The following is a 25,606-nucleotide window of genomic DNA, read 5'->3' on the forward strand; positions in this document are numbered from 1 at the left end:
GCCAAGGGAGATGATATCGATCATCTCTGAACGAGGGTGGTACCGTGGAAAGGATCAAGACCTTTTCGCCCCTGCGAAAGATGAACTCTGTCGTAGTGGGTGGAAAGGTCTTTTTTGTTTGAAAGAAAAAGTAATAAAGGAGGAGATAGGCAATGAGAGCGAAGGTAGAGGCAGAACCGGCTTCACAGACACTGACAGAAAACGGCAACGGTGCTGATATGCTCATGAAAGCTTTGAAGGAGGAAAAGGTTGAGATTCTGTTTGGGTACCCTGGAGGAGCGGTCTTGCCGATTTACGATGCTCTATACAAAGCCCCGATCAAGCACGTACTCGCCCGTCATGAACAGGGGGCCATCCACGCGGCTGAGGGTTATGCAAGGGTATCAGGGAAGCCGGGTGTGGTCATTGCGACATCTGGACCGGGTGCTACCAATCTCGTGACGGGGATTGCCGATGCCATGATGGACTCCCTTCCACTGGTCGTCTTTACGGGGCAGGTGGCGTCGGGGGTTATCGGGACCGACGCATTCCAGGAAGCGGACGTGGTAGGCATCACGATGCCGATCACCAAGCATAATTACCAGGTACGGGATATTAAAGATTTACCGAGGATCGTGAAGGAAGCCTTTCACATCGCATCAACCGGGAGGCCCGGACCCGTACTTGTCGATATTCCAAAAGACTTGACCTTAGAGCAGGCCTACCCGGTACACGAAGTGGAGATGGACTTACCCGGTTATCAGCCTAACTTTTATCCGAATCCCCTCCAAATCAAGAAGCTGGTGGATGCGATCAAGGTGTCGAAGCAGCCCGTCATCCTTGCAGGGGCAGGAGTGCTTCACGGAAAGGCGACAGATGAATTGAAGGCATTCGCTGAACAATATGACATCCCGGTGGTTCACACCTTATTGGGACTAGGGGGATTCCCGGCAGACCATACCCTGTTTCTTGGCATGGCGGGAATGCACGGGTGTTATACGAGTAATATGGCTATCCATGAATGTGACTTGCTCATCAATATCGGGGCCCGTTTCGATGATCGTTTAACAGGGAATCTCGCTACCTTTGCACCGAAAGCCAAAGTGGTTCATATCGACATTGACCCGGCTGAGATTGGCAAGAACGTTGAAACCCAGATTCCGATCGTGGCCGATGCGAAACAGGCGCTAGCCAGGCTCCTTCAACATGAGACCGAGAAGCCCGATTTCGATGCCTGGCATCAGCATCTTACATCATACAAAAGGGAATATCCTTTCTGGTATAACCAGGCTCATGATGTATTGTCCCCACAGCGGTTGATTGAGCAGGTGTACGAAATGACGAACGGGGAAGCCGTCGTCACAACGGACGTGGGTCAGCATCAAATGTGGGCGGCCCAATACTATTCTTTTAAAAAGCCGAATAACTGGGTCACATCCGGAGGACTCGGCACGATGGGATTCGGATTCCCCGCAGCGATCGGGGCACAGTTAGCAAACCCGGACAGTACAGTGGTCGCCTTTGTAGGGGATGGAGGCTTCCAGATGACTCTCCAGGAGCTTGTCCTCCTGAAAGAATTGAACCTTCCTGTAAAAGTGGTCCTTCTCAATAACGGCACACTTGGAATGGTGAGGCAGTGGCAGGAAACGTTCTTCGAAGAGAGGTATTCCCAATCGGTGTTCTCCACCCAGCCAGATTTTGTGAAACTGGCTGAATCATATGGGATCAAGGGATATAAAGTAAAAACCCAGGAAGAAGTAGATTCTGTTTTAAAAGAAGCCTTAACAAGTGATGAACCGGTGCTCATCGATTGCTGGGTGAACCCGAAGGAAAATGTCTACCCGATGGTGGCTCCAGGTAAAGGATTACACGAAATGTTAGGAGTGAAACCATGAGGAAGCGGATTGTAACAGCCCTTGTTCATAACCGGAGCGGTGTCTTGAACCGGGTGACCGGATTGTTTACAAAGCGGCAGTTCAATATTGAAAGTATTTCGGTCGGATATACAGAAACGGAAGGGATTTCGAGGATGACCTTCGTCGTCAACGTAGAAGACGATCGTAAAATCGAACAGCTCCTGAAGCAGCTCCATAAACAGATCGATGTCCTCAAGGTTTCCGACATCACGGATCAAGGAGTCGTTGCCAGGGAACTGGCTCTTATCAAGGTATTGAGTACGGGGCAGACACGTTCTGAAATCAACGGCATTGTTGAACCGTTCAGAGCCGCCATCATTGATGTGGCAAGGGACAGTGTAACGGTTCAGGTAACCGGTGAGACATCCAAGATCGAAGCCATCATCGACCTGTTAAGACCATATGGAATCAAAGAGATCGCCCGAACCGGCATCACGGCATTTGCAAGGGGCAATGGAAAATCGGTCACGGATCTGAAACAGTATTCAATTGTAAATTAGAAGTAATGTTAAAAAACGTATTATTCAAAAAAATGGAGAGGATGAGGGAAATGGTAAAGGTCTATTATAACGGAGATGTGAATGAAGAGGTTTTGAAAGGGAAGAAAGTAGCGGTTGTCGGTTATGGCTCACAGGGTCACGCACATGCTCAAAATCTGAAGGAAAGCGGATTTGATGTTGTAGTGGGATTGCGGAAAGGAAAGTCGTGGGACCAGGCGGAAAAGGACGGATTCGATGTCTACTCCGTTAGGGAAGCGAGCGAACAGGCGGATGTCATCATGGTTCTCCTGCCGGATGAGCATCAGCCGAAAGTATATGAAGCAGAAATCAAGCCCGCCCTGTCATCAGGTAAAGCACTCGCATTTGCACACGGATTCAATATCCATTTCCATCAGGTCGTTCCTCCGGAAGATGTGGATGTCTTCCTTGTTGCCCCTAAAGGACCCGGACATCTTGTAAGAAGGACCTTTGAAGAAGGAGCCGGGGTACCTGCACTCTTCGGGGTTTATCAAGACGCTTCAGGTCAAGCCGCAGAACTGGCCCTGGCGTATGCCAAAGGTGTCGGCGCAGGACGTGCAGGAATCTTGGAAACATCCTTCCAGGAAGAAACAGAAACCGATCTCTTCGGGGAACAGGCAGTCCTTTGCGGAGGGGTGACATCCCTTGTGAAAGCAGGATTTGAAACACTGGTCGAAGCCGGTTATCAAAAAGAAGTCGCCTATTTCGAGTGTTTACACGAATTGAAGCTGATCGTTGATTTGATGTATGAACAGGGATTGGAAGGAATGCGCTATTCAATCTCAGATACGGCTCAATGGGGAGATTTCGTTTCAGGTCCAAGGGTAGTGAATGAGGAAACAAAAGCCCGCATGAAGGAAGTACTGGCGGATATCCAAACAGGAAAATTTGCGAAGGGATGGATCCTGGAGAACCAGGCGAACCGTCCGGAATTCAACGCCATCAATCAGCGTGAAAGTCAGCACCCGATCGAAGTCGTTGGCAGGGAGCTTCGTAAAATGATGCCATTTGTACAGAAACCTTCTACTAAAGAAAAGGAAGTGGTAGCGAGTGCGAACCATTGAGATCTTTGACACGACTCTACGGGACGGAGAACAGTCAGCGGGCGTAAATCTGAATACGATTGAGAAAATCGAGGTAGCGAAGCAGCTGGAGAGACTCGGGGTGGACGTCATTGAAGCTGGATTTCCTGCAGCTTCAAAAGGGGACTTCGATGCCGTGCAGCGGATCGGTTCCACGATCAAGAACAGCTCGGTAACGGGACTTGCGCGGGCACAGCAGCGGGACATCGATGCGGTATGGGAATCCCTTAAAGGAACGGCGGAACCAAGGCTGCATGTCTTCCTTGCAACCTCCCCGATTCACATGACCCATAAGCTGAAGATGACACCGGATCAGGTCATCGATACAGCCGTGCAGGCGGTTCAGTACGCGAAGAAATTTTTCCCGGTCGTTCAGTGGTCGGCGGAAGATGCTTGCAGATCAGATCTCAACTTTTTAGTGAAGATCATGGAGAGGGTTATTGATGCCGGAGCTTCCGTCATCAATCTTCCCGATACGGTGGGGTATATCACCCCACATAAATACGGTGAACTGTTTCGGTACGTAAGAGAAAACGTACCGAATATCGGCGGGGTAAAGCTATCGGCACACTGCCATGATGACCTGGGGATGGCGACGGCCAATTCCCTTGCAGCCATTGAAAACGGAGCCGACCAAATTGAGGGAACCATCAATGGAATCGGTGAACGTGCTGGGAATGCAGCCTTGGAGGAAGTCGCTGTTGCCCTACGCATCCGTGAAGATTTCTACGGGGCGACGACCAGACTGAAGCTGGATGAAATCAAGAAAACAAGCTCTCTTGTCAGTAAGCTGACGGGGATGAGGGTACCGGCTAACAAAGCGGTTGTAGGGGATAATGCCTTCGCCCATGAGTCAGGCATCCATCAGGATGGCGTATTGAAAGAGAAAACAACGTACGAAATTATCACACCGGAACTGATCGGAGTGAATTCCAACCGTCTCGTTCTTGGAAAACATTCAGGACGTCACGCATTCAAAAATAAAGCCGTCGAGCTGGGCTTTGACTTAACGGATGAAAAGTTGAACGAAGCGTTCCACACCTTTAAAGATCTTGCGGATAAGAAGAAGGAAATCGTCGATGAAGACCTCTTCAGCATCCTGACGAATAAACAGACGGAAATGACTGAAGGTGTCGGATTCACACTGGAAAGAATGCAGGTTCAATATGGGATGGACAATATCCCGACGGCTACGATCGAATTGAAGTTTGAAGACGGAAACGTCACCCGCCTTGCTTCAACCGGATCCGGAAGCGTGGAAGCCATCTACAATACCATCGAAAAAATCCTTCCGGGTAAGTCAAAGCTATTGGATTACAAAATCAACTCAGTGGGCGGCGGCCGTGATGCACTCGCCGAAGTGTATGTCCGACTGGAGTATGACGGTGAAAATACAAGCGGACGCGGAACCGCTCAGGATGTATTGGAAGCATCAGCCCGCGCGTATCTAAATGCTGTGAACCGGTCGGCACAGCGATCACACTCAAGAGGGAAAGAAGCGGTGCAAGCCAGCTTATAAACCACAGGAGCCTTGAATTATAAGGCTCCTCATAAACCAAAAAATCAGGAGGTAATTCTAATGAAGAGAAAAATCGCTGTACTACCAGGAGACGGTATCGGTCAAGAGATTATGGACGGGGCATTAGAAGTACTGAAGGCAGTGGGTGATTGGTTCGGTCATGAATTCGAAGTCGAGAAAGGATTCATCGGGGGATCGGCCGTTGATCGCTTCGGTACACCGTTACCTCCTGAAACGATCAAGCTTTGTAAAGAGAGCGATGCCGTCCTATTAGGGGCAGTCGGAGGACCGAAATGGGAGCACTTGCCGAAAGAAATCCGTCCTGAAAAAGGGCTCCTGGCCATCCGAAAAGAGTTCGACCTTTTCGCGAATCTGCGCCCGGTGAAGGCATTTGAAAGTTTACTGGGGGCATCCCCGCTTAAACGGGAGATTGTGGAAGAAGTAGATTTGGTGATTGTCAGGGAGCTGACGGGTGGATTGTATTTCGGTCAGCCGTCCGGCCGCCAGGGGAAGCGGGATGAAGTGGCCGTTGACACCCTGGTTTATGAAAAAAGTGAAATTGAACGGATCGTCCATAAAGCATTCAAGCTGGCTCAGAAACGCAAGAAAAAATTAACGTCGGTCGACAAGGCAAACGTTCTGGAAACCAGTCGAATGTGGCGTGAAGTCGTGAACGAAGTGGCCGGTGAATATCCGGATGTAGAAGTCGAACACATGCTTGTGGATGTTGCAGCCATGAAGCTGATGTATCAGCCGAAACAATTCGACGTGCTCGTGACCGAGAACATGTTCGGTGACATCCTGAGCGACGAAGCCTCCATGATCACAGGCTCACTTGGAATGCTTCCTTCCGCCAGTTTAAGAGGGGACTCATTCGGCCTTTACGAACCGGTTCACGGATCCGCCCCTGATATCGCCGGAAAAGGAAAAGCCAATCCACTGGCTATGATTCTATCGGTTGCCATGATGCTTCGTCATTCCTTCGGCTTGAAAGAAGAAGCGGAAATGATCGAAATGGGGGTCCAGGAAGTCCTGAATGCAGGTTACCGGACAGGAGACCTTTGGACGATGGGACGCGGTACCGTCGTCGGAACGGGTGCCATGAGTCAGCTGGTCGTAGAGCGTCTGGAAGCAGATCATGCCCTGTCTTCCATCCTGGCAGCGTACTTGTAATAAAAATTTATGGAGGGGGTGACCGGAGCGAAAATCAACGGTCACTCTCTCCACCAAAACAGTCTTCATTAAAAAAAATCTGACCAAACCAGGAGGGAGTTCATGGCAGGGAAAAATATCATCGAAAAAATTTGGGAAAAACACATCGTACACAGGGAAAAGGGCAAGCCGGATTTATTGTATATCGATCTTCACCTTGTACATGAAGTAACGTCCCCCCAGGCATTCGAGGGGTTGCGCCTGAAAGATCGCAAGCTGCGGAGACCGGACCTGACGTACGCGACCATGGACCACAACGTTCCGACAAGAGAGCGTCACATTGTCAGGGATGAGATCGCCCGACTGCAAATGGAGACGTTGAAGAAAAACTGTGCAGAATTCGGTGTCACCCTGGCAGACATCCATCATCCCGATCAAGGAATCGTCCACGTCATCGGTCCTGAACTGGGTCTGACCCAACCGGGGAAAACGATCGTGTGCGGAGACAGCCATACTTCAACCCATGGAGCGTTCGGAGCACTGGCCTTTGGGATCGGGACGAGTGAGGTGGAGCATGTACTGGCGACCCAGACATTGTGGCAATCGAAGCCCCGGACCCTTCAAGTCGAAGTCTCCGGGGAACTCGGATTCGGTGTCACGGCAAAAGACGTGATCCTGAACATCATTTCCACCTATGGAGTCGGTTTCGGCACCGGGTATGTCATCGAATTCACGGGAGACGTGATTCGCAATCTGTCCATGGAAGAAAGAATGACCGTTTGTAATATGAGCATTGAAGCAGGTGCGAAAGCCGGATTGATCAGTCCCGACGAAACGACCTTTGACTATTTAGAGGGCAGGGAATACCTTCCCAAGAACAAATCATTCCAACAGTGCAAGGAAGAGTGGCAATCCCTGACAAGCGATCGAGATGCCACCTATGATCACAAAATCGAGGTGAGGGGTGAAGAGATTGAACCTCATGTGACATGGGGGACGAACCCGGGGATGGGTGCCGGGATTTCAAGGTCCGTCCCTCATCCGGATGAGTACGGGGACCCTTCTGAAAGGGAAGGGGTTGAACGGGCGCTTCATTATATGGGGCTTGACGCCGGAATGAGAATCGAGGACATAGAAGTTGATTATGTATTTATCGGTTCTTGTACGAATTCACGCTTGAGTGACTTGAGGTCGGCGGCTGAAGTGGTGAAAGGGCACAGTGTTAAGCAGGGCGTCACCGCATTGGTTGTTCCTGGTTCGTTTAAAGTGAAGAAAAAGGCAGAAGAGGAAGGCTTGGATACGATCTTTACAGAAGCTGGTTTTGAATGGAGGGAAGCGGGCTGCAGCATGTGTCTCGCCATGAATGACGACATCGTCCCACCAGGCAAACGCTGTGCGTCCACTTCTAACCGGAACTTTGAAGGCAGGCAGGGTAATGGTTCAAGAACCCATCTTCTCAGTCCTTCCATGGCAGCAGCTGCGGCCATCACAGGGAAATTGACCGACGTACGAAAGCTTGAAAAAATGCCGATTTCATAGGAGGTGAAAAGGGTGGCAATCAATCATGTAGAAGCAAATGTATTTCCTCTCAGGAGGGACAACGTAGATACGGATCAAATCATACCGAAACAATTCTTGAAAAGGATCGAGCGTAAAGGCTTCGGTCAGTTCTTATTTTATCATTGGCGGTTTGAAGACGATGGGAAGTCCCTGAGACATGACTTCTCATTGGATACCCCTAAATACCGGGATTCCGAGATTCTTCTCGGCGGAAAGAATTTCGGATGCGGGTCTTCACGGGAACATGCACCCTGGGCCCTTCAGGACTATGGATTTCAGGTGATCATCGCGAAGAGCTTCGCAGACATTTTTTATAACAATTGTTTAAAGAATGGGATCCTGCCGATTCAGTTGGATGATAAAACAGTCGATAGCCTCATGAAGAATGAGAGTCAAGTTGATTTATATAAAATCGAAGTGTCCCTTGAGCACCAGACCATCTGTGATTCTGAAGGGCTGCGTGTCTCCTTTGACATTGATCCTTATTGGAAGACGATGCTTCTGAAGGGTCTGGATGAAATCGATTTAACGTTGCATTACGGTAAACATATCGAAGACTACGAAAAAAAATATGAGGTGAGTGACTTGGGAATTTAATGGATAACACTGAAGTGGTAGAAGCAATGGAAAGAATCAGTCATCAGGTGCATCGAACACCGTTAAAGCAATCATCGACGCTGAATGCGTTCACTGGTGGAGAAGTCTATTTGAAAATGGAGAACCTGCAGCGGACGGGTTCCTTCAAAGTGAGGGGCGCCATGAATAAAATCATGTCATTGTCTGAAGAAGAAGCAGGGAGAGGGATCATTGCCGCGTCGGCAGGTAATCATGCCCAAGGGGTGGCGCTGGCTGCCTCCAAGCGAGGGGTCCCTTCAACAATCTTCATGCCAAAGCGGACGCCTTCTACTAAAGTTGCGGCAACGAAACATTACGGAGCTGAAATCGTTTTGACTGGAGACACCTATCAGGAAGCCTACGGGGCAGCACTTGAGGAGAAAATCAAAAAAGGTTCGACGTATGTTCATGCATTTGATGATCATAAAGTGATGGCTGGACAAGGGACAGTCGCACTGGAAATGCTTCAACAGCTCAGTGATTTAGACATGATTCTCGTCCCCGTCGGTGGAGGGGGCTTGCTCGCAGGGATGGCACTGGCCGTGAAAGCCTTTAATCCCCGGGTACAGATTGTCGGCGTGCAAGCTTTGGGGGCGCCGGCTACGTATAATTTTTTTACAGGAAGCAATAAAGGTTCCCTTGAGCATGTTCATACCATTGCGGACGGGATCCTCGTCAAGAAGCCTGGAGAGCTCACGTTTCCGATCATCCGGAAGTATGTGGACGACATGGTCACCGTGACCGATGAAGAAATCTCCTATAGCATCATGTTCATGCTTCAACGGGAGAAAACCCTGGTCGAAGGAGCGGGAGCCGCATCCTTGGCGGCAGCCATGTGTCAAAAAGTCAAGGTGCAGGGGAAGAAGGTAGGCTGCGTCATCAGCGGCGGGAACGCCGATCCGAGTAAAATCCCTGTATATCGGGATTTATCCAAAATGGCAAGACAGCTGCATCATATTGTGTAAAGATGGGACGGCTCTTGACTGCGTGAGTAGTTGGGAGCGGTCCTCTGTTTTTACCGTTTTGTACAGGGTTTCGGTGATATTCCTATAAATGGTAAAAGGCGCAATTACTATGTGGAATGACGCAATTATCGAGAAAATGACGCAATAAACATAATAATGACGCAATTGATCACTAAAATGACGCAATTATCTACAAGTTGGGGATAGGGAGTGCCACGGGGAATGGAGAATGTACTGCAATAACCTCAAAAAAAGATCAATAAATCATAGGTGATCCTTGAAAAGTACAAATCCAGCATGATTTTTCGTGGAGATAACTAAAACGATTATTATCAATTAAACTTGTAAGCTCTTACATTCTGAAAATACGCAAAAACCTATTGTAAAAGGTAATATTTTCAACTATAATGTCCACTATACAAATACAAATGTACACCAGAAATAAACAAATGGAGGTTTTCGGCTTATGGAATCAATTTCAATCGGACTTTTAGGACTCGGAACGGTGGGAGCCGGAGTGGTGAAGATAGTAGAGAATCATCAGGATAAATTATCTCATCAGATCGGCTGCCCGGTGACGGTGAAAAAAGCCCTCGTTCAGGATTTAGAGAAAGACAGGGGACTGGATATCGAAAACAGCATATTGACCTTGAATCCTGAGGAAGTCCTGTTTGACCCTGAAATTGATATTGTGGTCGAGGTCATGGGTGGAATCGAAGCAACGAAGGAGCATCTCCTGCATGCATTAAACGAAGGTAAGCATGTCGTCACGGCAAACAAAGATCTCATGGCCCTCCATGGACCTGAATTATTAAGAGCGGCCTCGGAAAATGGCTGTGACTTATTCTACGAAGCAAGCGTCGCAGGAGGCATCCCGATTTTAAGAAGTTTAGTAGACGGCCTTGCTTCGGACCGCATCACGAAAATGATGGGAATCGTCAACGGGACAACGAATTTCATTTTGACAAAGATGACGAAAGAGGGACGGACCTTCGATGATGTTCTAAAAGAGGCCCAGGATCTCGGCTATGCTGAATCGGATCCGACGGCAGATGTCGGTGGATTGGATGCGGCAAGGAAGATGGCGATCCTGTCCACTCTGGGGTTCTCCATGAATGTGGACCTGGCGGATGTGAAAGTGAAGGGCATCACGGAAGTAACGGGAGATGACATCCAATATGCCGATCAATTCGGTTACACGATGAAGCTCATCGGTTACGCCCACCGGGAAGGGGAAAAGGTCGAGGTAAGCGTGGAGCCGACCCTGCTCCAAAATGAACACCCCCTCGCGTCTGTACATGATGAATATAACGCCGTGTACGTGTACGGCGAAGCAGTGGGAGAAACGATGTTTTACGGTCCGGGTGCAGGGAGTCTTCCTACAGCGACTGCTGTCGTATCCGATATGGTGGGAATCATGAAGAATATGAGACTGGGTGTGAATGGGAAGAGTGCCGTGAATCCACAGTTCCCGAAGAAACTAAAAGAACCTGATGAAATTCATTCAAAATATTTCTTGCGGCTGCATGTTCGTGATGAAGTGGGCGTATTGGCCAAACTGACGTCCATCTTTTCAAATCACGGAGTCAGTTTCGAGAAAATACTCCAGAATCCCCTGGACAGTGATGAGTTTGCTGAAATCGTCCTGGTGACTCATAAGGCATCCCTGGAGCATTACGAAGACATCCTCATGGAGCTGAAGGATTATGAAGCGGTTCATTCGATCGAAAGCTCATACCGCGTAGAAGGAGGAGAAAAAGGATGAAATGGAAAGGACTACTGGAAGAGTACGGAGAACAGCTTCCATTAAATGCAGATACTCCCCTTTTAAGCTTGAACGAAGGAAACACACCATTGATCGAGTTGAAGTCGTTGTCCGAGGAGTGGGGCATCGAGCTTTATGCAAAGGTTGAGGGGGCGAACCCGACAGGCTCCTTTAAGGACCGGGGGATGGTCCTGGCCGTTGCGAAAGCGGTGGAATCAGGCAGCACGACGGTCATTTGCGCTTCGACAGGCAATACTTCTGCTTCAGCTGCAGCTTATGCGGCACGGGCGGGGATCAAATGCATCGTCGTCATTCCGGAGGGGAAAATCGCCCAAGGGAAATTGGCTCAGGCCGTTATGTACGGGGCCGAAATCATTTCAATCGAAGGGAATTTCGATGAAGCCCTCGAGATTGTCCGGGAGCTGAGTAAAACGGAATCCGTCACGCTTGTGAATTCGGTGAATCCATATCGACTGGAAGGACAGAAAACGGCGGCCTTCGAAGTCATCGAAGGATTAGGGGAAGCCCCGGATGTGCTCGCGATACCTGTCGGGAATGCAGGAAATATTTCAGCATACTGGAAAGGATTCAAGGAATATTCAGTTCGCAGCGCTTCATCGCTTCCCCGCATGTTCGGCTTTGAGGCATCGGGGGCAGCAGCCCTTGTCCACGACCGCGTGTTTCCCCAGCCCGAAACGATTGCCACTGCCATCCGCATCGGGAACCCGGCGAGCTGGACATTGGCTGTCGACGCACTGAAGGAATCCAACGGACATATTGATGAAGTGACGGATGAAGAAATCCTGGAAGCCTATCAGCTGATGGCAAGGAAAGAAGGGATCTTCGCGGAACCGGCTTCCTGTGCTTCCATCGCAGGGATCAAGAAGTCATTGGAAAAAGGGCTCCTTGAACCAGGGGCGAAGGTTGTCGCGGTATTGACGGGGAATGGATTGAAAGATCCGGTTACGGCCATGGAGTGCAGCCCGGTGACACCGGTGAAGCTGCCAAATGATCGTGAACTGGTGAAGGACTATATCAAGGGAACGATCGGGGTATGAAGGGCCGGGAACCGCGCTCGTGGAAAATCATCGTCCCGGGAAGCACAGCTAATTTAGGAGCAGGATTTGACTCACTCGGTTTGGCTTTGGATGTCTTTTTAACCGTCGAGGCACATGAATCAGATGACTGGCAGGTGATACCTTTGTCACCTGCCCTGGAGGTATTTCCTGAAGATGAGTCGCATTTCATCGTAGAAGTCGTCAAGGAAGTGGCGGGTGAATATGGAAGGAAGCCTTCTCCATGTCATTTATATGTATCAAGTGATATCCCATTAACCAGGGGTCTCGGATCCAGTGCCGCGGCTGTCGTGGCAGGGGTCGAACTCGCCAATGCTTTATGCGACCTCAACTTGACACAGGAAAAGAAGCTGGTTCTGGCCAATCGTTTCGAAGGTCATCCCGATAACGTCGGGGCATCGCTCTACGGAGGGTTTGTCGTCAGTTGTCAAGATGAAAAGGGTGTTAACCTGATCTCAGTGCCTGACCTTCCAATCGATGTTGTATGTGTCATTCCGAAAGTGGAGCTGAAAACGTCGGATTCGAGAAATGTCCTCCCGGCATCTCTATCATTTGCAGAATCCGTTAGTGCTGGAGCGGTATCCAATGTTTTAGTGGCGGCGTTCCTGACCGGTGATTGGGAAATGGTCGGGAAGATGATGAAACGGGATCGTTATCATCAGCCTCACCGGAGAAAGCTTCTACCCCATTACGATGCCGTTGAAAAAGTGGCGGATCGATTCGGTGCTTTCGGCGTCGCTTTAAGCGGGGCCGGCCCAACGGTTGCCTGCTTTGTGGAACGGGAAGCAAGTGAATGGCTCTTCCGCCAGCTCGAACAATCCTTCCCGACCATGGAGGTCCGCAAACTATCCATCTCCGACACGGGAAGCAGCATCACCACCCAACAACCAAAGGTCCGTCCCTCATCGCTTTAAAGCAGCGAGGGACGGACCTCATTTTATTATTTCTCCGTTGTGATCATAAAACAGTTGTCTTTTTCGTTGACGTGCAAGCAGTAGGAGGATGGATACGTCATGCCCATTTCTTCCCGGAGTTCCTTCGGGATGTGGACCGTTCCTTTTTCTGAGATGTAGCGTTTGTTATGGGTGGAGTCCCGCGTGGCCTGCTTAATATAGAGGCAATTGTTTTGATAGACGAGCTCTGCAAGTTTTCCCGGCAACAGTCCAAACTTCTCCCTCCATTTATGGGGGAGAGTGATTGTACCGCTTTTACTGAAAGGTTTACTCCCATACATCATACTTAACATTCGTATCACCTGCCTTCACTATCATATTGTTCTCTTTTTACCTCCCTAAAGAAAAATAAACACCAATTTGAAAAATTAGGAAAAAGGATGGATGTTAAGTTTAGTAAAATATAATGAGTGGAAATAATCTTGTAACTGGAGGTGTGAATCATCGAACCTATACATATTTTAATCCTGCTTATGATTGGTTATAGTGTCTTTACCTTTGATAAAAAGAAGAAGAACATTCCTGTTCCGGTTGTTTTGCTTCTGATTGGAATAGGTCTTTCGTTTATTCCCGCGTTTTCTGATGTCACCCTGACGAAGGATATTATATTCCAGTGGTTTCTGCCGGCACTTTTATTTATATCCGCTTATCAATTTCCCGCAAAGGCTTTAAAGAAACATGCTGGAATCATCACTCTCCTAAGTACGATTGGTATTGTCATCACTACATTATTGATGAGTCTCCTTACGTATTACGGTTTGCACCCATGGATCCCTATGACCTATGGAGAAGCTTTACTGATTTCTGCGATCTTAACACCGACAGATCCGGTCTCAGTGGTATCGGTATTGAAAGAGTCTTCAAACAGAGACGACATAGCCGATGTAGTGGAGGGGGAATCGATGATCAATGACGGCACAAGTATTGTTCTCTTTACTGTTGTGGCCGGAATTTACTTTGGAGGGGAAACGTTTTCCGTTTCTTCTTTCATGGGAGAATTCCTGTTGGTTTCTCTGGGAGGGATCGTATTGGGTGTGACGCTTGGATGGATGGCGAGTAAAGCGATCCACTTCACGACAGATTCGCGATATCAGATCATGCTGAGTATCATCCTTGCATACGGAACCTTTTATGTGGGGGAAGAGTTGGGTGTCTCAGGCGTCCTTGCAACAGTATCCTCAGGAATCATGCTTTCCTATGAATATGGAAAAACAATAAAGGAAAATCACTTCAGGCAGGACCTGGATGGATTCTGGACCGTTATTGAACCGACCATTCTTACCTTTTTATTCTTATTGATCGGAATCCAGACGACACGGTATTTATCTTTCTCTTTAACCGGCTGGATCTTCTTCCTTTTTGTTCTCTCATTATTCGTTCGCTATGTTATTATTATTGGTGTTGTAAAAATGAAAGAAACATGGAGGATGACGTATGGATGGAAGGAAGTATCCATCTTAACCTGGTCTGGAATTAAAGGAACAATGTCTGTTGCTTTATTATTAGGTTTAGATGATCAAGGCCCCTTTCTTCTGCACTCCTTAACTTTCGGAGTCATCATGCTTTCACTCCTGATACAAAGCGTGGGAATCTACCCCTTATCTACATTGTTCCTGGAAGGAGAGAATAAGGGGGAAGATTTTTGATAAATGGATAAGAACTGAGAAACCATAGGAGAAAGACTATTGGAATTTAGGTGAATGTCACATCATGAAACAAGCTAAAGATATTGCCTTGAAGATATCCGTCACCTATGTATTGTTAGGCGCATTATGGATTGTGTTTTCAGATTATGTTTCCATGATCATCGCACATGAGAAGCTTAGTATGTATATTTATTTTCAGCGCTATAAGGGCTGGCTATTTACATTTGTCACAGGTATCATCATTTTTTTCCTGATCTACCGCAGGACCAATGAGCTGATTCTCTCAAACGATAAACTATCGAAAAAAGAGAAACAGCTTCAGATAAGAAATCAGCATTATCATTCGTTGTTCGAGCAGAATCCCGACGCCGTCTTGGAGCTGAGCTTAGATGGACATGTCATATCTGTCAACGCAGAAGCCGAGGTATTACTTGAATTCACTCAAGAAGAGTTAAAAGAAGTGAAATTCAGTAAGTTCCTGGATGAAGAAGAAATGAAGCGGGTGACAGACTACTTTTTTGCTACGTTCAAAGGCCTCGCATCCACCTTTGAAACGAAGATCCATATCGGCGATAATAAAGGAAAGATCCTCAGGTGCTCCCTCGTTCCGATTATCATTAATCGTGAGGTGACAGGAATGTTCGCCATCGCAAGGGATATCACATCCAATCGGGAAAACGAAGAAATGGTCGTCGCATCGGAAAAGCTTTCCGTCATAGGTCAGTTAGCAGCTGCCGTTGCCCATGAAATACGCAACCCGCTCACATCTCTCAAGGGATTTATCCAACTTATGCAAACGACCAATACCATTAACCACGATCATTTGGACATTATGCTTTCTGAAGTGGATCGAATTGATTTGATCTCAGGTGAGATGCTGATCCTTGGGAAACAACAGGAAACTCACTTTCGTCCTGAAAGAATAAATGAGATCCTCCAACAGGTCCTCGTCCTGATGGAAGCACAGGCTAATTTTGATAATGTTTCCATAACATATGAGAATCTGTCTGAAAAACCTTTGTATGTGTCGGGAGAGTCCAATCAGCTTAAACAGGTTTTCATCAATATCATAAAGAATGCCGTGGAAGCCATCCCCCCATCCAGGGATGGGAAGGTCTCGATCACATTGGAAGAGCAGGGGACAGACGCCTTGGTAATCGTGAAGGATAATGGAGTCGGCATGGAGCCTGGAAGAATCGAACATCTGGGGGAACCGTTTTACTCGACGAAAGAAAAAGGTACGGGCCTCGGTCTCGCCGTATGCAAGAAAATCATCCAGCGTCATAAAGGACATATACACTTTCAAAGTGATAAAGAAATAGGGACGGCAGTGGAAATCAGCTTACCCATTGAGGAAGAGCCTTCTGCCTTTACCGATTAAGAAAGGACGAAACGAATGAATTCAATCTCAAGCATCATCCATTCGCCAATACTACAAAAAAACTGGGAAGAAGCAGGGTTTACTGCATTCACTCCCGTACAGGAAAAAGTCGTGCCCCTTATCATGGAAGGGAAGGACGTTGTGTGTGAATCACCAACGGGGACGGGGAAAACCCTGGCTTATTTACTCCCGATCATCCAGGCCATCGATCCATCAAGAAAACAGGCACAGGCAGTCATCCTTGCACCATCAAGAGAGCTGGTCATGCAGATCCACCAGGAAATCCAGAAATGGGCTAAGGGGACGGACATTAAGAGTGCTGCCTTCATCGGTGGTGCGAACGTCAAGAAACAAGTCGAGAAGCTGAAGAAAAAGCCTCATATCGTTGTCGGAACAACGGGTCGCCTGATCGAATTGATGAAAATGAAAAAACTGAAGATGCATGAAGTGAAAACCATCGTCGTCGATGAGTTTGACTTAATGATTTCATCAGAGCATATCCGGGAAGTGAAGGATATCATCAAATCAACTTTGAAAGAACGTCAGGTGCTTTTCTTCTCAGCAACTTTATCAGATGAAACGGAACAAGTAGCCGAATCTCTCTTACAGAACCATGAAATTGTCAAAATGGAAGCCAACCTTGATAATCCGAAAGTCGACCATGTCTTTGTATATAGTGAATTGCGGGATAAGGTGGAAGCCCTCAGGAGTATCTCTTACTTCAAAGGAATTAAGGCACTTGTATTCTTCAATCAACTGGAGAGACTCTCTGAAATGGAAGAGAAGCTTAAATATAAGGGAGTCGAGCTCGAAGTCTTAGCAGGAGAATCGAACAAGATGGAGCGCAAGCAATCCCTGGATCGTTTCCGCTCAGGGAAGGTGTCCATGCTTCTGACAACCGATGTCGCGGCACGAGGGCTCGATATCACCGATGTCACACACGTGATCCATTTCGATTTCCCGAGCGACACAAAGCAGTACATTCACCGTTCAGGAAGAACCGGCCGCATGGGTGCAGAAGGTACCGTCATCTGCCTCGTATCCAAGCGTGAACTGAGCTTCCTTGAAAAGCTAAGCAAAGAACTCAACCTGCCATTCCAGGAAAAGACCATCCGCGGCGGCGGACTGCAACAACCGGAAACAAAATAAAAAAAGAGGTCCGTCCCCGGATATGAGGGACGGACCTCTTTTTCGTTATACACTTCCGCTATTTTTCATACACAATCCTGCCGTCCATCACTGTCATCCATACCTTCGTCTCAAGGATCTCCTCAGGATCAACTTCAAATGGATTCCGGTCCAGAACGGCTAAATCAGCTTTTTTTCCGACTTCGATCGTTCCTAAATCATGCTCCCTGAAGTTTCCGTAAGCAGGGGATTTCGTGTAATGAATCAGGGCATGGGCCAATGAAATTTTCTCATGAGGATTCCATCCGCCTTGAGGAGAGCCGTCTTCGTGCTTCCGTGTGACCGCCCTGTACAGGCCCAGCATCGGATTCAAGTCCACAATCGGAAAGTCCGTTCCAAACGCAATGGCTGCGTCATGCTTCTGCAATGAACCGATCGGCCACGTATAGCGTGCCCGCTCCATCCCGAGTCTGTCCAGATATGCATGGGATTCCATCGAACCTGACGTGAGATGCTCGGGCTGGATGGATGCGATGACCCCGAGCTTCCGGAAGCGCTCGAAATCCTTTGGGTCGCATACTTCAATATGTTCGATCGTATGTCTGGAATCCCTTGCACCATTGACCTTCCTCGCATGCTCATACACATCCAGGCCCAACCGGACAGCGGCGTCCCCGCAAGCGTGCAGGCGGATCCGGAACCCTTCCCGGTCAGCATCCTCAATCCACTTTTGATAAACATGTGGTTCATAAATGGTCCCGCCAATTTCCGTCGGCCGGTCTGAGTATGGCTGAAGCAAATACCCCGTATACGTCAAGGGGACCCCATCGAGGAACTGCTTCAAACCAGAAAACTGAAGCTTATCCGATTGATACTTCTCCCTAAACAGTATGCCACGCTCGAGGTCACCATCCAGCACGTCCAGGAAGTGAATGCGGGTCGTCAGCTCCCCTTTTTCTTCAAATTCCCGATAAAACCCGGGGTCTCCCAATGTATAGCCGGGAAGAGGCAGCATGTCGGCAACGGAAGTGATCCCATAGGATGCCGTCTTCTTCAGCATTCCATTCATCAATCTGTTCTTTACTTTCTTCTCGAATGTAAAAGCCTCCGTTACATACTGTACGGCCGTCTCATATAAAAATCCGGTTGGTTCACCGTCGGCATCTTTTTCAATCTTACCAAAAGGAGGTGCGGGAGTATCCCGGTGAATCCCTAATTTCTGGAGGGCAGCTGTATTCAACCAAGCGCTATGAGCTTCTTCATTGAGCAGAACAACGGGGCGGTGGGGCAGGTACCGGTCCAATGAATGGCGGGTGGGGGTGGTCTGCTCCGGCCAGCGGACATGATGCCATCCAAATCCAAGCACCCATTCCTCATCGGGATGGTCCCGGGCATATTCCGCCACCATTCTTGCTGTCATATCCTCTGTGGTCCCGAAAGTCAGTTGGCAAAACCCCTCAAACATCGCTCCTAAAAACCAATGAAGATGAAAGTCATGGAACCCAGCTGTCACCAGGCGGTTTCCGGCATCCCTGACGTCCGTAGAGGGTCCTATGAAACTCTCCATCTCCGAACGGGGACCGACCCCAATGATCACGTCATCCTTTACTGCAACGAATCCGTTGATGGGAGCAGCTGCATTCCCGGTGAATAGGGCAGTGCTTACCAGTATTTTATCGGCCTTCATGTCATCCCCATCCTTTTTCATCTATTACATCGATTGTAACCAGATGAAGGAAAGAACACAAACGGTGAATGAATAAAAACTTTCTCAAACAAGAAGGCATTGGAAAATCCCATGTTGAATACATAAGGAGAACAAATAGAAAAGGAGAATGAACATGTTGACACGAACCTTTCCGGCACTTGAAACAGATAGATTTCGCTTACGGCAGATGAAAGAAGGGGATGCTCCCCGTGTTTTTGACTATTTCTCAAAAGATGAAGTCACCCGATATTATGATCTGGAATCGTTCCATGAGGAAAAACAGGCACTGGAGATCATTGAGAAGTGGAACGAAAGGTTTCATCTGAATGAAGGAATCCGATGGGGGATTGCCCTGAAAGAATCCAACGAGATCATCGGCAGCTGCGGTTTTCATCAATGGGAGAAAGAACATTTTAAAGCCGAGGTGGGGTTTGAGGTACATCCATCCTATTGGAGACAAGGGGTCATCACGGAAGTATTACAGCCGATCCTGAGATACGGCTTTGAAGAAATGAATCTTAATCGGATCGAGGCCTATTACGATCCGGAAAATATGGCATCGAAGAGGAGTCTCGAAAAGGCCGGCTTTACATTTGAAGGCGTATTGCGAAAAGCGGCATTTGAAAAAGGTGTCTTTTGCGATGCGGCTGTCTGCTCTTTATTAAAAGAAGAATACTGACCACAAATTTAAGACGCTGCTTATGCCTATACCACATAAACAGCGCCTTAACTTAAGTAAACCTTATTCAATTAACTTTACTATCCTTTCTTACTAATACACATACGTAACATTCATTTAACATTAAATTAATGGTCTTGCATGGTTTATTAGTTTATTTTCGTTTGCCGCTGATTTTCCCACACGCCCACATGTTACGAAGATAGTTTTCACTGGCTATCTTCTTGCGTACCATGATGTTAGCATGCTTCGCTTACATTCTTCATTGGAATCATCTCCTGAAATAAGATTGCGCATTCCCGCATATCCACACATCTTGAAATCAGTTTTCACGGGCCGATCTCAAAAGCGAGATGTGATGCTGACATGCTTTGCTAACTCACTTCATTGGAATCACGCCTTCCTTTAAAGATTGTTTTGTAAATCATTTATTAATTATATATTAACAAATTATAAAATTAATGCAAATGTTCAGAATAATCAATATAGTGCGATTTTGGGTGGTTTTTGAATTGAAATGGGCGGTTATCTTGGTTTATCTTATTTTTTCTTGGTTTTTTATTTTTTAAAAAGCTTAGTAGCTCTGTAAGGAGTATTCATTAAGGCAGAGACCGTTCCTTTTCGCTGCAGGTGCTCGCTTTCCGCGGGGCGTGAGTTGAGCCTCCTCGGGCTAAAGCCCTGTGGGGTCTCAACTTTCACGCGTTTCCCGCAGGAGTCGAGCACCTTCCGCTACATTCCACTCTGTGCTTCTTCATTGAGTATCACTTATAAGGCATGGATAATCCAAACAATAAATTCTAGCCTTTAATCCAATCTCCTTCTAATGTAATTCTCCTCGAGATCCATTTCCCTATTCACCAGCAGTTCCATTTGTTCTAGGTGATGGGTTTCGACGACGGGGTCGAGGTGGGACCAGTGGATTTTGTTGATGAAGTAGTAGTTTCTGATTTTCCTCAGGATGACGAGGGAGTGGGGGAAGTGGTCGAATTCTGCTTTTATGCTGTTGAAGCGGGTGTAGCCCCATTTTGTCAGTTTCATTGTTTATCACCTAATGTTCTAATACCTTTTCTTTCAATATATTAATCCTCTGGGAGCATATCTGATTTAAACAAACGTTTGTTTAGTGTTTCAAAACATTTATTCTACTAGGGTTGGGGGGATTAAACAATCGTTTAACAGTATTTACATATCGTCTCGTGCATCTGTTTCGTCCTGAGATTGTCATTGCTATTCACGGAGGGCTCTTGTTATGATGAGAAGGTTATGAATCGAAAGAAAAGCTAGGAGAATGAGCTTTGAATAAAGTAGTATCCAACTATTCCATTTATCCATATGAAGCAGATAAGAAGGAGATCCCCGTGTCTCCGCTCCATAAGGGGGAAACCACGAAGCAGCTGATATCCTCCCATGACGAGGATGCTTTTTTCTTTCGGACGATGGAGGAAGCGGGCATTCATCTGAATGCGGCTCAGATTGAAGCGGTCCGTCATGTGAAAGGACCATGCTTGACCCTTGCCGGTGCTGGAACGGGAAAAACGACGGTGCTCGTCTGCCGTGCAGGCTACTTAATGGCCGTGAAGGACATTCAGCCAAGAAATATTTTGCTTGTCACATTTACCAAAAAAGCATCGGAAGAGATGAAGCAGCGGATTTCAAGGCTTCCGGGAGCAGAACATGGTGGACAGGTACATGCCAGCACGTTTCATGCCCTGTTCCTTTACTTGCTCAGATCCCGTCATTACACACAGGAAGTGATTGGGAACGAGCGCTATAAACAAATCATTTTGAAACAGATCCAGAGAGAAATGAATATATATGATCCGTATGACGCCGAGACGCTCCTCGCCAAGCTTTCTCATTATAAGCTGAATCAGAAAGATATACGGGAGCTCCCCGAGAAGTCCAAGTCAGAAAAAGAAGTGCGAAGCATCCTCTTGAAATATGAAGAGTGGAAGCGCATGAATCATAAAATGGATTTTGATGATATTTTGACAGAGGCCTATCAATTACTATTGGGAAATCCGAATCTCCTGACTTCCCTTCAGCACCGTTTCCAGTATGTGATGGTCGATGAATTCCAGGATACGAATCTGGTTCAATATGAATTGATCAAATTGATTGCGGCTCATCGTAATCTGTTCGTGGTCGGGGATGATGATCAAACGATTTACACCTTTAACGGGGCCAGGAACGAATTCATTTTGGATTTTGATGAGGAGTTTCCGGATGCCAAAGTCGTGACCTTAAAAGAAAATTACCGTTCAGACGCTTATATCATCGGGCTCGGGAATGAAGTCATCGGACGGAATGAACATCGGAGAAAAAAAGAGCTGATCGCTACAAAAGTGGAGGGACAGAAGCCTCTCTATTCAAGACCCGCTACAGCCGATGAAGAAGCCGTCTGGATCACAGAAGAGATTCAGAGATTACGAGAAGAAGGCTACGGTTATGGAGATATGACGATTCTCCACCGTACGATGAGCAGTGGGCGTGCCGTCTTTGAGCAGCTCCTGTTAAAGGAGATTCCCTTCACACCATACAATCAGAAGGATTCCCTTTTCTATGATAACTGGACCGTGAAGCCCGTGGTGGATTACTTGCGATTATCGATCGTCCCAAGAAATTTTTCAGCCATGGAATCGCTGCTGCCCACCCTTTTTATCCGAAGAGACCGGGGAATGGCTCACATCCTGGAAGAAGAGCAGAAGGAGCGGAAGAAGTATCCCCTCATTCACTTAACGACTTTATCCGGGCTGAAGCCTTTCCAGGTGAAGAATGTGAAAGAACGGATGAAGTTCCTGAAGGCGATCGGTGACCAATCACCGGAAAGTGCCATCAAGCGTATCCGGAAGGAATTCTATCACCAGTACATCGACGCCCAGGAATCTCACGTGGTGACGGAGCAGAAGGAGCTCATTAAAGAAATGCTGGACGAGCTTGAAGGCTCAGCGAAGCGCTTTGATACGATTTCTAGCTTCATTACCTTCATTGATGAGATGAAAGCGAAGTATGAGGAGATCTATTCGAATCAAAGGGGAGGCAGGGACACGGACAGTGTATCCCTTATGACGATTCACCGGTCAAAGGGCCTTGAGTTCCCCGTTGTGTTTTTAATCGGGGCCATCGAAGGGAATCTTCCCCACAGTTCAGCTCTCAACGCCAATAAGCTCGAGGATAAGGTGTATAAGGACCCGAGCCAAAAAGAGAAGACTTCGGGTGCAGTGGAGGAAGAAAGGCGCCTTGCCTATGTAGCCATCACGAGGGCAAAAGAGAAATTGTTCATTTCTTCACCGGCCTATTATCAAGGCGAACAGCGTAAGTGCTCGCGCTTTATTGCTGACTTATTCAAACAGACTCCACACGCTGAGCCGAAAACAGCTAAAAAGGCGAGAAGCGGAAAGGTGGGTAAGATTCTTGCCTGGGTGTGCACAAGCTCTGAGTGCATTGCCTGGCAGAGGCCCGATACCCATGAAGATACCAAATCCAAGGTTTGTCCCCTTTGTTCAAGCCCTATGAAACTGGGAGAAAAGGACATTATCGAATAAAAAAGCCCCGGCGTCCTGGAAAATGAAGGACGCCGGGGCTTTTTTGCGATTTATTGAGCGTTCTATGACATGCTTCACATACAAGCGAACATCAGTAAACCGGCCCCTTACTGTGAAAAATGGTCATCTCGTGAATCAACCTTCTTCGAATCATTCGAATCCAAGGCCTGTCTTAAAAAATAAATAAGAATTCCCATGATGATTCCAAGTATCGCGATAAAACCGATGGTGATCGTGATTCCCATCATAAACCCCACTCCTTTTTATAGCTATCGCTATATGATTGCAGCCTTCTACTATCAGTCTATGAAAAAGGAGTGGAGATATATTCGAACCGAAGGACAAAAAAGGTTCACGAATATTTTACGTCCGGTCAATCAAAACGGCACGAACCGGGGATCCGTCCCCTTCTTTAAGAGGAAGGGGAAGGGCTACAAGCTCGTATATCCCAGGAGTTACATGGGTAAGATCGATCCCTTCGAGGATTCCGATGTCATGTTCCCGCAGTGAGTGATGGGCGTGCAATTCCTTGCTGTCTAAAGGGTCAACAGAGGGAAGATCCACCCCGATCAGATCAATGCCCTTTTTCTTTAAAAAAGGGGCAAGTTCTTTCGTGACAGGGGGGATATGCCCGGGGAATCGGTTTGGATCACTCCAGGCATTGGTTTTAAACAGAACTTTTTTGACATCAGTCAAGTCGAGCTCTATTAATTGTTCAGGACCGATTTCAGGCGCGCCTTCCAACGAAACCACGATGGACGGTCCCATAAAACGTTCTGGGGCCATATCGAGGATCCGGTTCCCGTCACTGTCGAAGTGGAAGGGGGCATCCACATGGGTCCCGGTATGGGAGCTCATGGTCAGCTGACCGACATTGACGGATCCCGATTCTTCCTTCGTCCAGTTCAAGGAAAAGGAAAAAGGCGTGTCTCCCGGCCAAACAGGGGTTTCATTATGCAAGGGTCTTGAAATATCGATGATTTTCATGATTGCCTCATCCTTTCTGTGTTAAGCGACAACGTTCCGTGTATTTTCAAACTGCTTGTATTCTTCTTTTTCCATGATGTTTTTCAAAATATGAATCGTTTCCCATACATCTTCGTACGACGAATAAAGAGCCACAGGTGCCAGGCGGATCACATTGGGTGCCCGGAAATCAGGTGTCACCCTGTTTGCTTTCAAGGCTTTACAGATCCTCGCCGCTTCCTCATGCTGCAGACTGATATGTCCCCCCCGGCATTCATCTTCAAGGGGGTTACAGATGGTAAATCCATAGCCATTAAGCTCCTGCTGGAAGACATCCATCATGAATCTTGTAAGAGAAAGGGATTTCCGTCTCAGATTCTCGATCCCTGCTTCTTCAAACAGTTGAAGGGAACCGAGGAGGGGGGCGCTGCTCAAAATATGGGGGGTCCCGATTTGGAAAGCACCGGCTGAATCAGCATGAGTAAGCGTATGATCCATATCGAACTGTGCATCCTTCCGTGAACTGAACCAGCCGGAAAGACCGGGCTTTTTCCCTCTGTGGCGGTTGTGAACGAATAATCCCCCGACACCACCCGGACCGCTGTTTAAGTATTTGTAATTGCACCACACCGCAAAGTCCACACCGTCTTCGTGCAGCTGATGAGGAAGGGCTCCGATTGAATGGGCGAGGTCGAATCCGATGACAATGCCCCGTTTGTGGGCTTCATCCGTCAAGCGTTTGATATCCAGCAGCTGCCCGCTTCGGTAAAGGACGGACGGTAGGAGGATAAGGGCAATCTCATCGGTCATTTGATGAATGATGTCTTCCTCCCGCAGGGTAAATCCATCCCTGCTTTCCACCTGTATTAGATGCTCGTCAGGGGAATAACCCTTTAATTCAAGCTGACTTTGAACCGCGTAAATATCCGACGGGAAAGTCAGTTCATCTGCCAGGATCCTCGTTCGTTTTCCCTGAGGTTGATAGAAGGTGGCCAGTAATTGATGAAGATTCGTCGTGATGGAACCCGTCACGATGACTTCTTCCTTTTCTGCACCCACTAAAGGAGCCGTCATTTCTCCAAGCTTCTCAGAATAATAGAACCACGGCTCCTGCCCGTCCATCCAGCCATCGATGCCATGTTCCTTCCAATCATTCAATGAGGTCAAAAGCGATTCCTCGGCTCGCTTCGATAGTAGGCCCAGGGAGTTCCCATCCATATAATAGTGATCTTCCTTTATGTAGAATTCCTTTCGGAAATGGGCAAGCGTATCCTGTCTATCCATCTCTTTGGCGTGTTCCAACGTTAATGCATGTGTCATCCTTTTCCCACCTTTCACTGTCTTAACAAAATGATAATCGAAATGATTTGAATAGTAAAATAATTGTTATATAAGAGAGTGGGTTTTTATGCATTCTTAAATAAATTATTCAAAAATGTATAAAAAGTCAAAA

22 protein-coding genes are annotated in these 25,606 nt (G+C 47.5%); 16 read left to right on the top strand and 6 right to left on the bottom strand.

The features are described 5' to 3' along the window. Window positions 1–152: 152 nt before the first annotated feature. From ilvB to thrB, 11 genes are all read left to right on the top strand, one after another. Complete coding sequence (gene ilvB, locus P8596_RS02420; protein ID WP_279725725.1) at window positions 153–1,874, top strand: acetolactate synthase large subunit; 1,722 nt, start codon at window positions 153–155, stop codon at window positions 1,872–1,874. After that, window positions 1,871–2,395 (top strand): acetolactate synthase small subunit, encoded by a 525-nt coding sequence (gene ilvN, locus P8596_RS02425; protein ID WP_034761039.1) that lies wholly within the window; start codon window positions 1,871–1,873, stop codon window positions 2,393–2,395. Before ilvB ends, ilvN begins: the two co-directional genes overlap by 4 nt. Window positions 2,396–2,445: 50 nt before the next feature. Beyond that, complete coding sequence (gene ilvC / locus P8596_RS02430) at window positions 2,446–3,477, top strand: ketol-acid reductoisomerase (protein WP_034761041.1); 1,032 nt, start codon at window positions 2,446–2,448, stop codon at window positions 3,475–3,477. Beyond that, the gene (locus P8596_RS02435; protein ID WP_061810024.1) at window positions 3,464–5,014 is read left to right on the top strand and encodes a 2-isopropylmalate synthase; all 1,551 of its coding nucleotides are present in this window, start codon (window positions 3,464–3,466) and stop codon (window positions 5,012–5,014) included. Before ilvC ends, P8596_RS02435 begins: the two co-directional genes overlap by 14 nt. A gap of 60 nt (window positions 5,015–5,074) precedes the next feature. Further along, on the top strand, window positions 5,075–6,187 hold the full coding sequence (gene leuB, locus P8596_RS02440) for a 3-isopropylmalate dehydrogenase (RefSeq protein WP_079530756.1): 1,113 nt from the start codon (window positions 5,075–5,077) through the stop codon (window positions 6,185–6,187). 102 nt (window positions 6,188–6,289) lie between these two features. Next, window positions 6,290–7,705 carry a 3-isopropylmalate dehydratase large subunit gene (leuC, locus tag P8596_RS02445; protein ID WP_279725726.1) on the top strand — a complete coding sequence of 472 codons (1,416 nt, stop codon included), beginning with the start codon at window positions 6,290–6,292 and terminating at the stop codon, window positions 7,703–7,705. 12 nt (window positions 7,706–7,717) lie between these two features. Next, window positions 7,718–8,323 (top strand): 3-isopropylmalate dehydratase small subunit, encoded by a 606-nt coding sequence (gene leuD, locus P8596_RS02450; protein ID WP_224521498.1) that lies wholly within the window; start codon window positions 7,718–7,720, stop codon window positions 8,321–8,323. Next, complete coding sequence (gene ilvA, locus P8596_RS02455) at window positions 8,323–9,306, top strand: threonine ammonia-lyase (protein WP_279725727.1); 984 nt, start codon at window positions 8,323–8,325, stop codon at window positions 9,304–9,306. Before leuD ends, ilvA begins: the two co-directional genes overlap by 1 nt. Window positions 9,307–9,772: 466 nt before the next feature. After that, window positions 9,773–11,071, top strand: coding sequence for a homoserine dehydrogenase (locus tag P8596_RS02460; RefSeq protein WP_224521496.1), 1,299 nt, complete (start codon window positions 9,773–9,775; stop codon window positions 11,069–11,071). Next, a complete protein-coding gene (thrC, locus tag P8596_RS02465) occupies window positions 11,068–12,129 on the top strand; it encodes a threonine synthase (RefSeq protein WP_279725728.1) in 1,062 nt (353 codons plus the stop codon). Before P8596_RS02460 ends, thrC begins: the two co-directional genes overlap by 4 nt. Continuing rightward, complete coding sequence (gene thrB, locus P8596_RS02470) at window positions 12,126–13,061, top strand: homoserine kinase (protein WP_279725729.1); 936 nt, start codon at window positions 12,126–12,128, stop codon at window positions 13,059–13,061. Before thrC ends, thrB begins: the two co-directional genes overlap by 4 nt. Before the next feature lie 26 nt (window positions 13,062–13,087). Here thrB and P8596_RS02475 read toward each other — a convergent pair whose 3' ends face one another. Beyond that, a complete protein-coding gene (locus tag P8596_RS02475) occupies window positions 13,088–13,393 on the bottom strand; it encodes an AbrB/MazE/SpoVT family DNA-binding domain-containing protein (protein ID WP_229596063.1) in 306 nt (101 codons plus the stop codon). A 180-nt stretch (window positions 13,394–13,573) separates the two neighbouring features. Here P8596_RS02475 and P8596_RS02480 point away from each other — a divergent pair, with 180 nt between their 5' ends. The 3 genes from P8596_RS02480 (at window position 13,574) to P8596_RS02490 (ending at window position 17,276) form a co-directional block, all read left to right on the top strand. Next, window positions 13,574–14,746: a cation:proton antiporter gene (locus P8596_RS02480; protein ID WP_279725730.1), complete on the top strand. Its 1,173-nt coding sequence runs from the start codon at window positions 13,574–13,576 to the stop codon at window positions 14,744–14,746. Window positions 14,747–14,810: 64 nt separating this feature from the next. Continuing rightward, window positions 14,811–16,127 (top strand): ATP-binding protein, encoded by a 1,317-nt coding sequence (locus tag P8596_RS02485; protein ID WP_279725731.1) that lies wholly within the window; start codon window positions 14,811–14,813, stop codon window positions 16,125–16,127. A gap of 15 nt (window positions 16,128–16,142) precedes the next feature. Further along, on the top strand, window positions 16,143–17,276 hold the full coding sequence (locus P8596_RS02490) for a DEAD/DEAH box helicase (protein WP_279725732.1): 1,134 nt from the start codon (window positions 16,143–16,145) through the stop codon (window positions 17,274–17,276). A 58-nt stretch (window positions 17,277–17,334) separates the two neighbouring features. Here the strand turns inward: P8596_RS02490 and P8596_RS02495 are convergent, their stop codons facing one another. Further along, entirely contained in the window at window positions 17,335–18,942 is a 1,608-nt protein-coding gene (locus tag P8596_RS02495; protein WP_279725733.1) for an amidohydrolase, read from the bottom strand. A gap of 154 nt (window positions 18,943–19,096) precedes the next feature. Here P8596_RS02495 and P8596_RS02500 point away from each other — a divergent pair, with 154 nt between their 5' ends. Next, window positions 19,097–19,642 carry a GNAT family N-acetyltransferase gene (locus tag P8596_RS02500; protein WP_279725734.1) on the top strand — a complete coding sequence of 182 codons (546 nt, stop codon included), beginning with the start codon at window positions 19,097–19,099 and terminating at the stop codon, window positions 19,640–19,642. An 804-nt stretch (window positions 19,643–20,446) separates the two neighbouring features. Here P8596_RS02500 and P8596_RS02505 read toward each other — a convergent pair. Next, window positions 20,447–20,680, bottom strand: a complete 234-nt coding sequence (locus P8596_RS02505) for a hypothetical protein (protein WP_224521487.1) — start codon at window positions 20,678–20,680, stop codon at window positions 20,447–20,449. A 257-nt stretch (window positions 20,681–20,937) separates the two neighbouring features. Between P8596_RS02505 and P8596_RS02510 the strand changes: the two genes are divergently transcribed. Further along, a complete protein-coding gene (locus P8596_RS02510) occupies window positions 20,938–23,187 on the top strand; it encodes a UvrD-helicase domain-containing protein (RefSeq protein WP_279725735.1) in 2,250 nt (749 codons plus the stop codon). A 107-nt stretch (window positions 23,188–23,294) separates the two neighbouring features. On the opposite strand, the gene P8596_RS02515 is transcribed toward P8596_RS02510, so the two are convergent. The 3 genes from P8596_RS02515 to kynU all read right to left on the bottom strand — a co-directional run bounded on the left by P8596_RS02515 (window position 23,295) and on the right by kynU (window position 25,473). After that, window positions 23,295–23,435: a hypothetical protein gene (locus P8596_RS02515; protein ID WP_167562116.1), complete on the bottom strand. Its 141-nt coding sequence runs from the start codon at window positions 23,433–23,435 to the stop codon at window positions 23,295–23,297. 115 nt (window positions 23,436–23,550) lie between these two features. Next, a complete protein-coding gene (kynB, locus tag P8596_RS02520) occupies window positions 23,551–24,174 on the bottom strand; it encodes an arylformamidase (protein WP_279725736.1) in 624 nt (207 codons plus the stop codon). 21 nt (window positions 24,175–24,195) lie between these two features. After that, window positions 24,196–25,473 carry a kynureninase gene (kynU, locus tag P8596_RS02525; protein WP_279725737.1) on the bottom strand — a complete coding sequence of 426 codons (1,278 nt, stop codon included), beginning with the start codon at window positions 25,471–25,473 and terminating at the stop codon, window positions 24,196–24,198. Window positions 25,474–25,606 lie beyond the last annotated feature (133 nt).

This window comes from Rossellomorea sp. DA94 (assembly GCF_029834455.1).
In the GTDB taxonomy this organism is placed as follows: Bacteria; Bacillota; Bacilli; order Bacillales; family Bacillaceae_B; genus Rossellomorea; species Rossellomorea vietnamensis.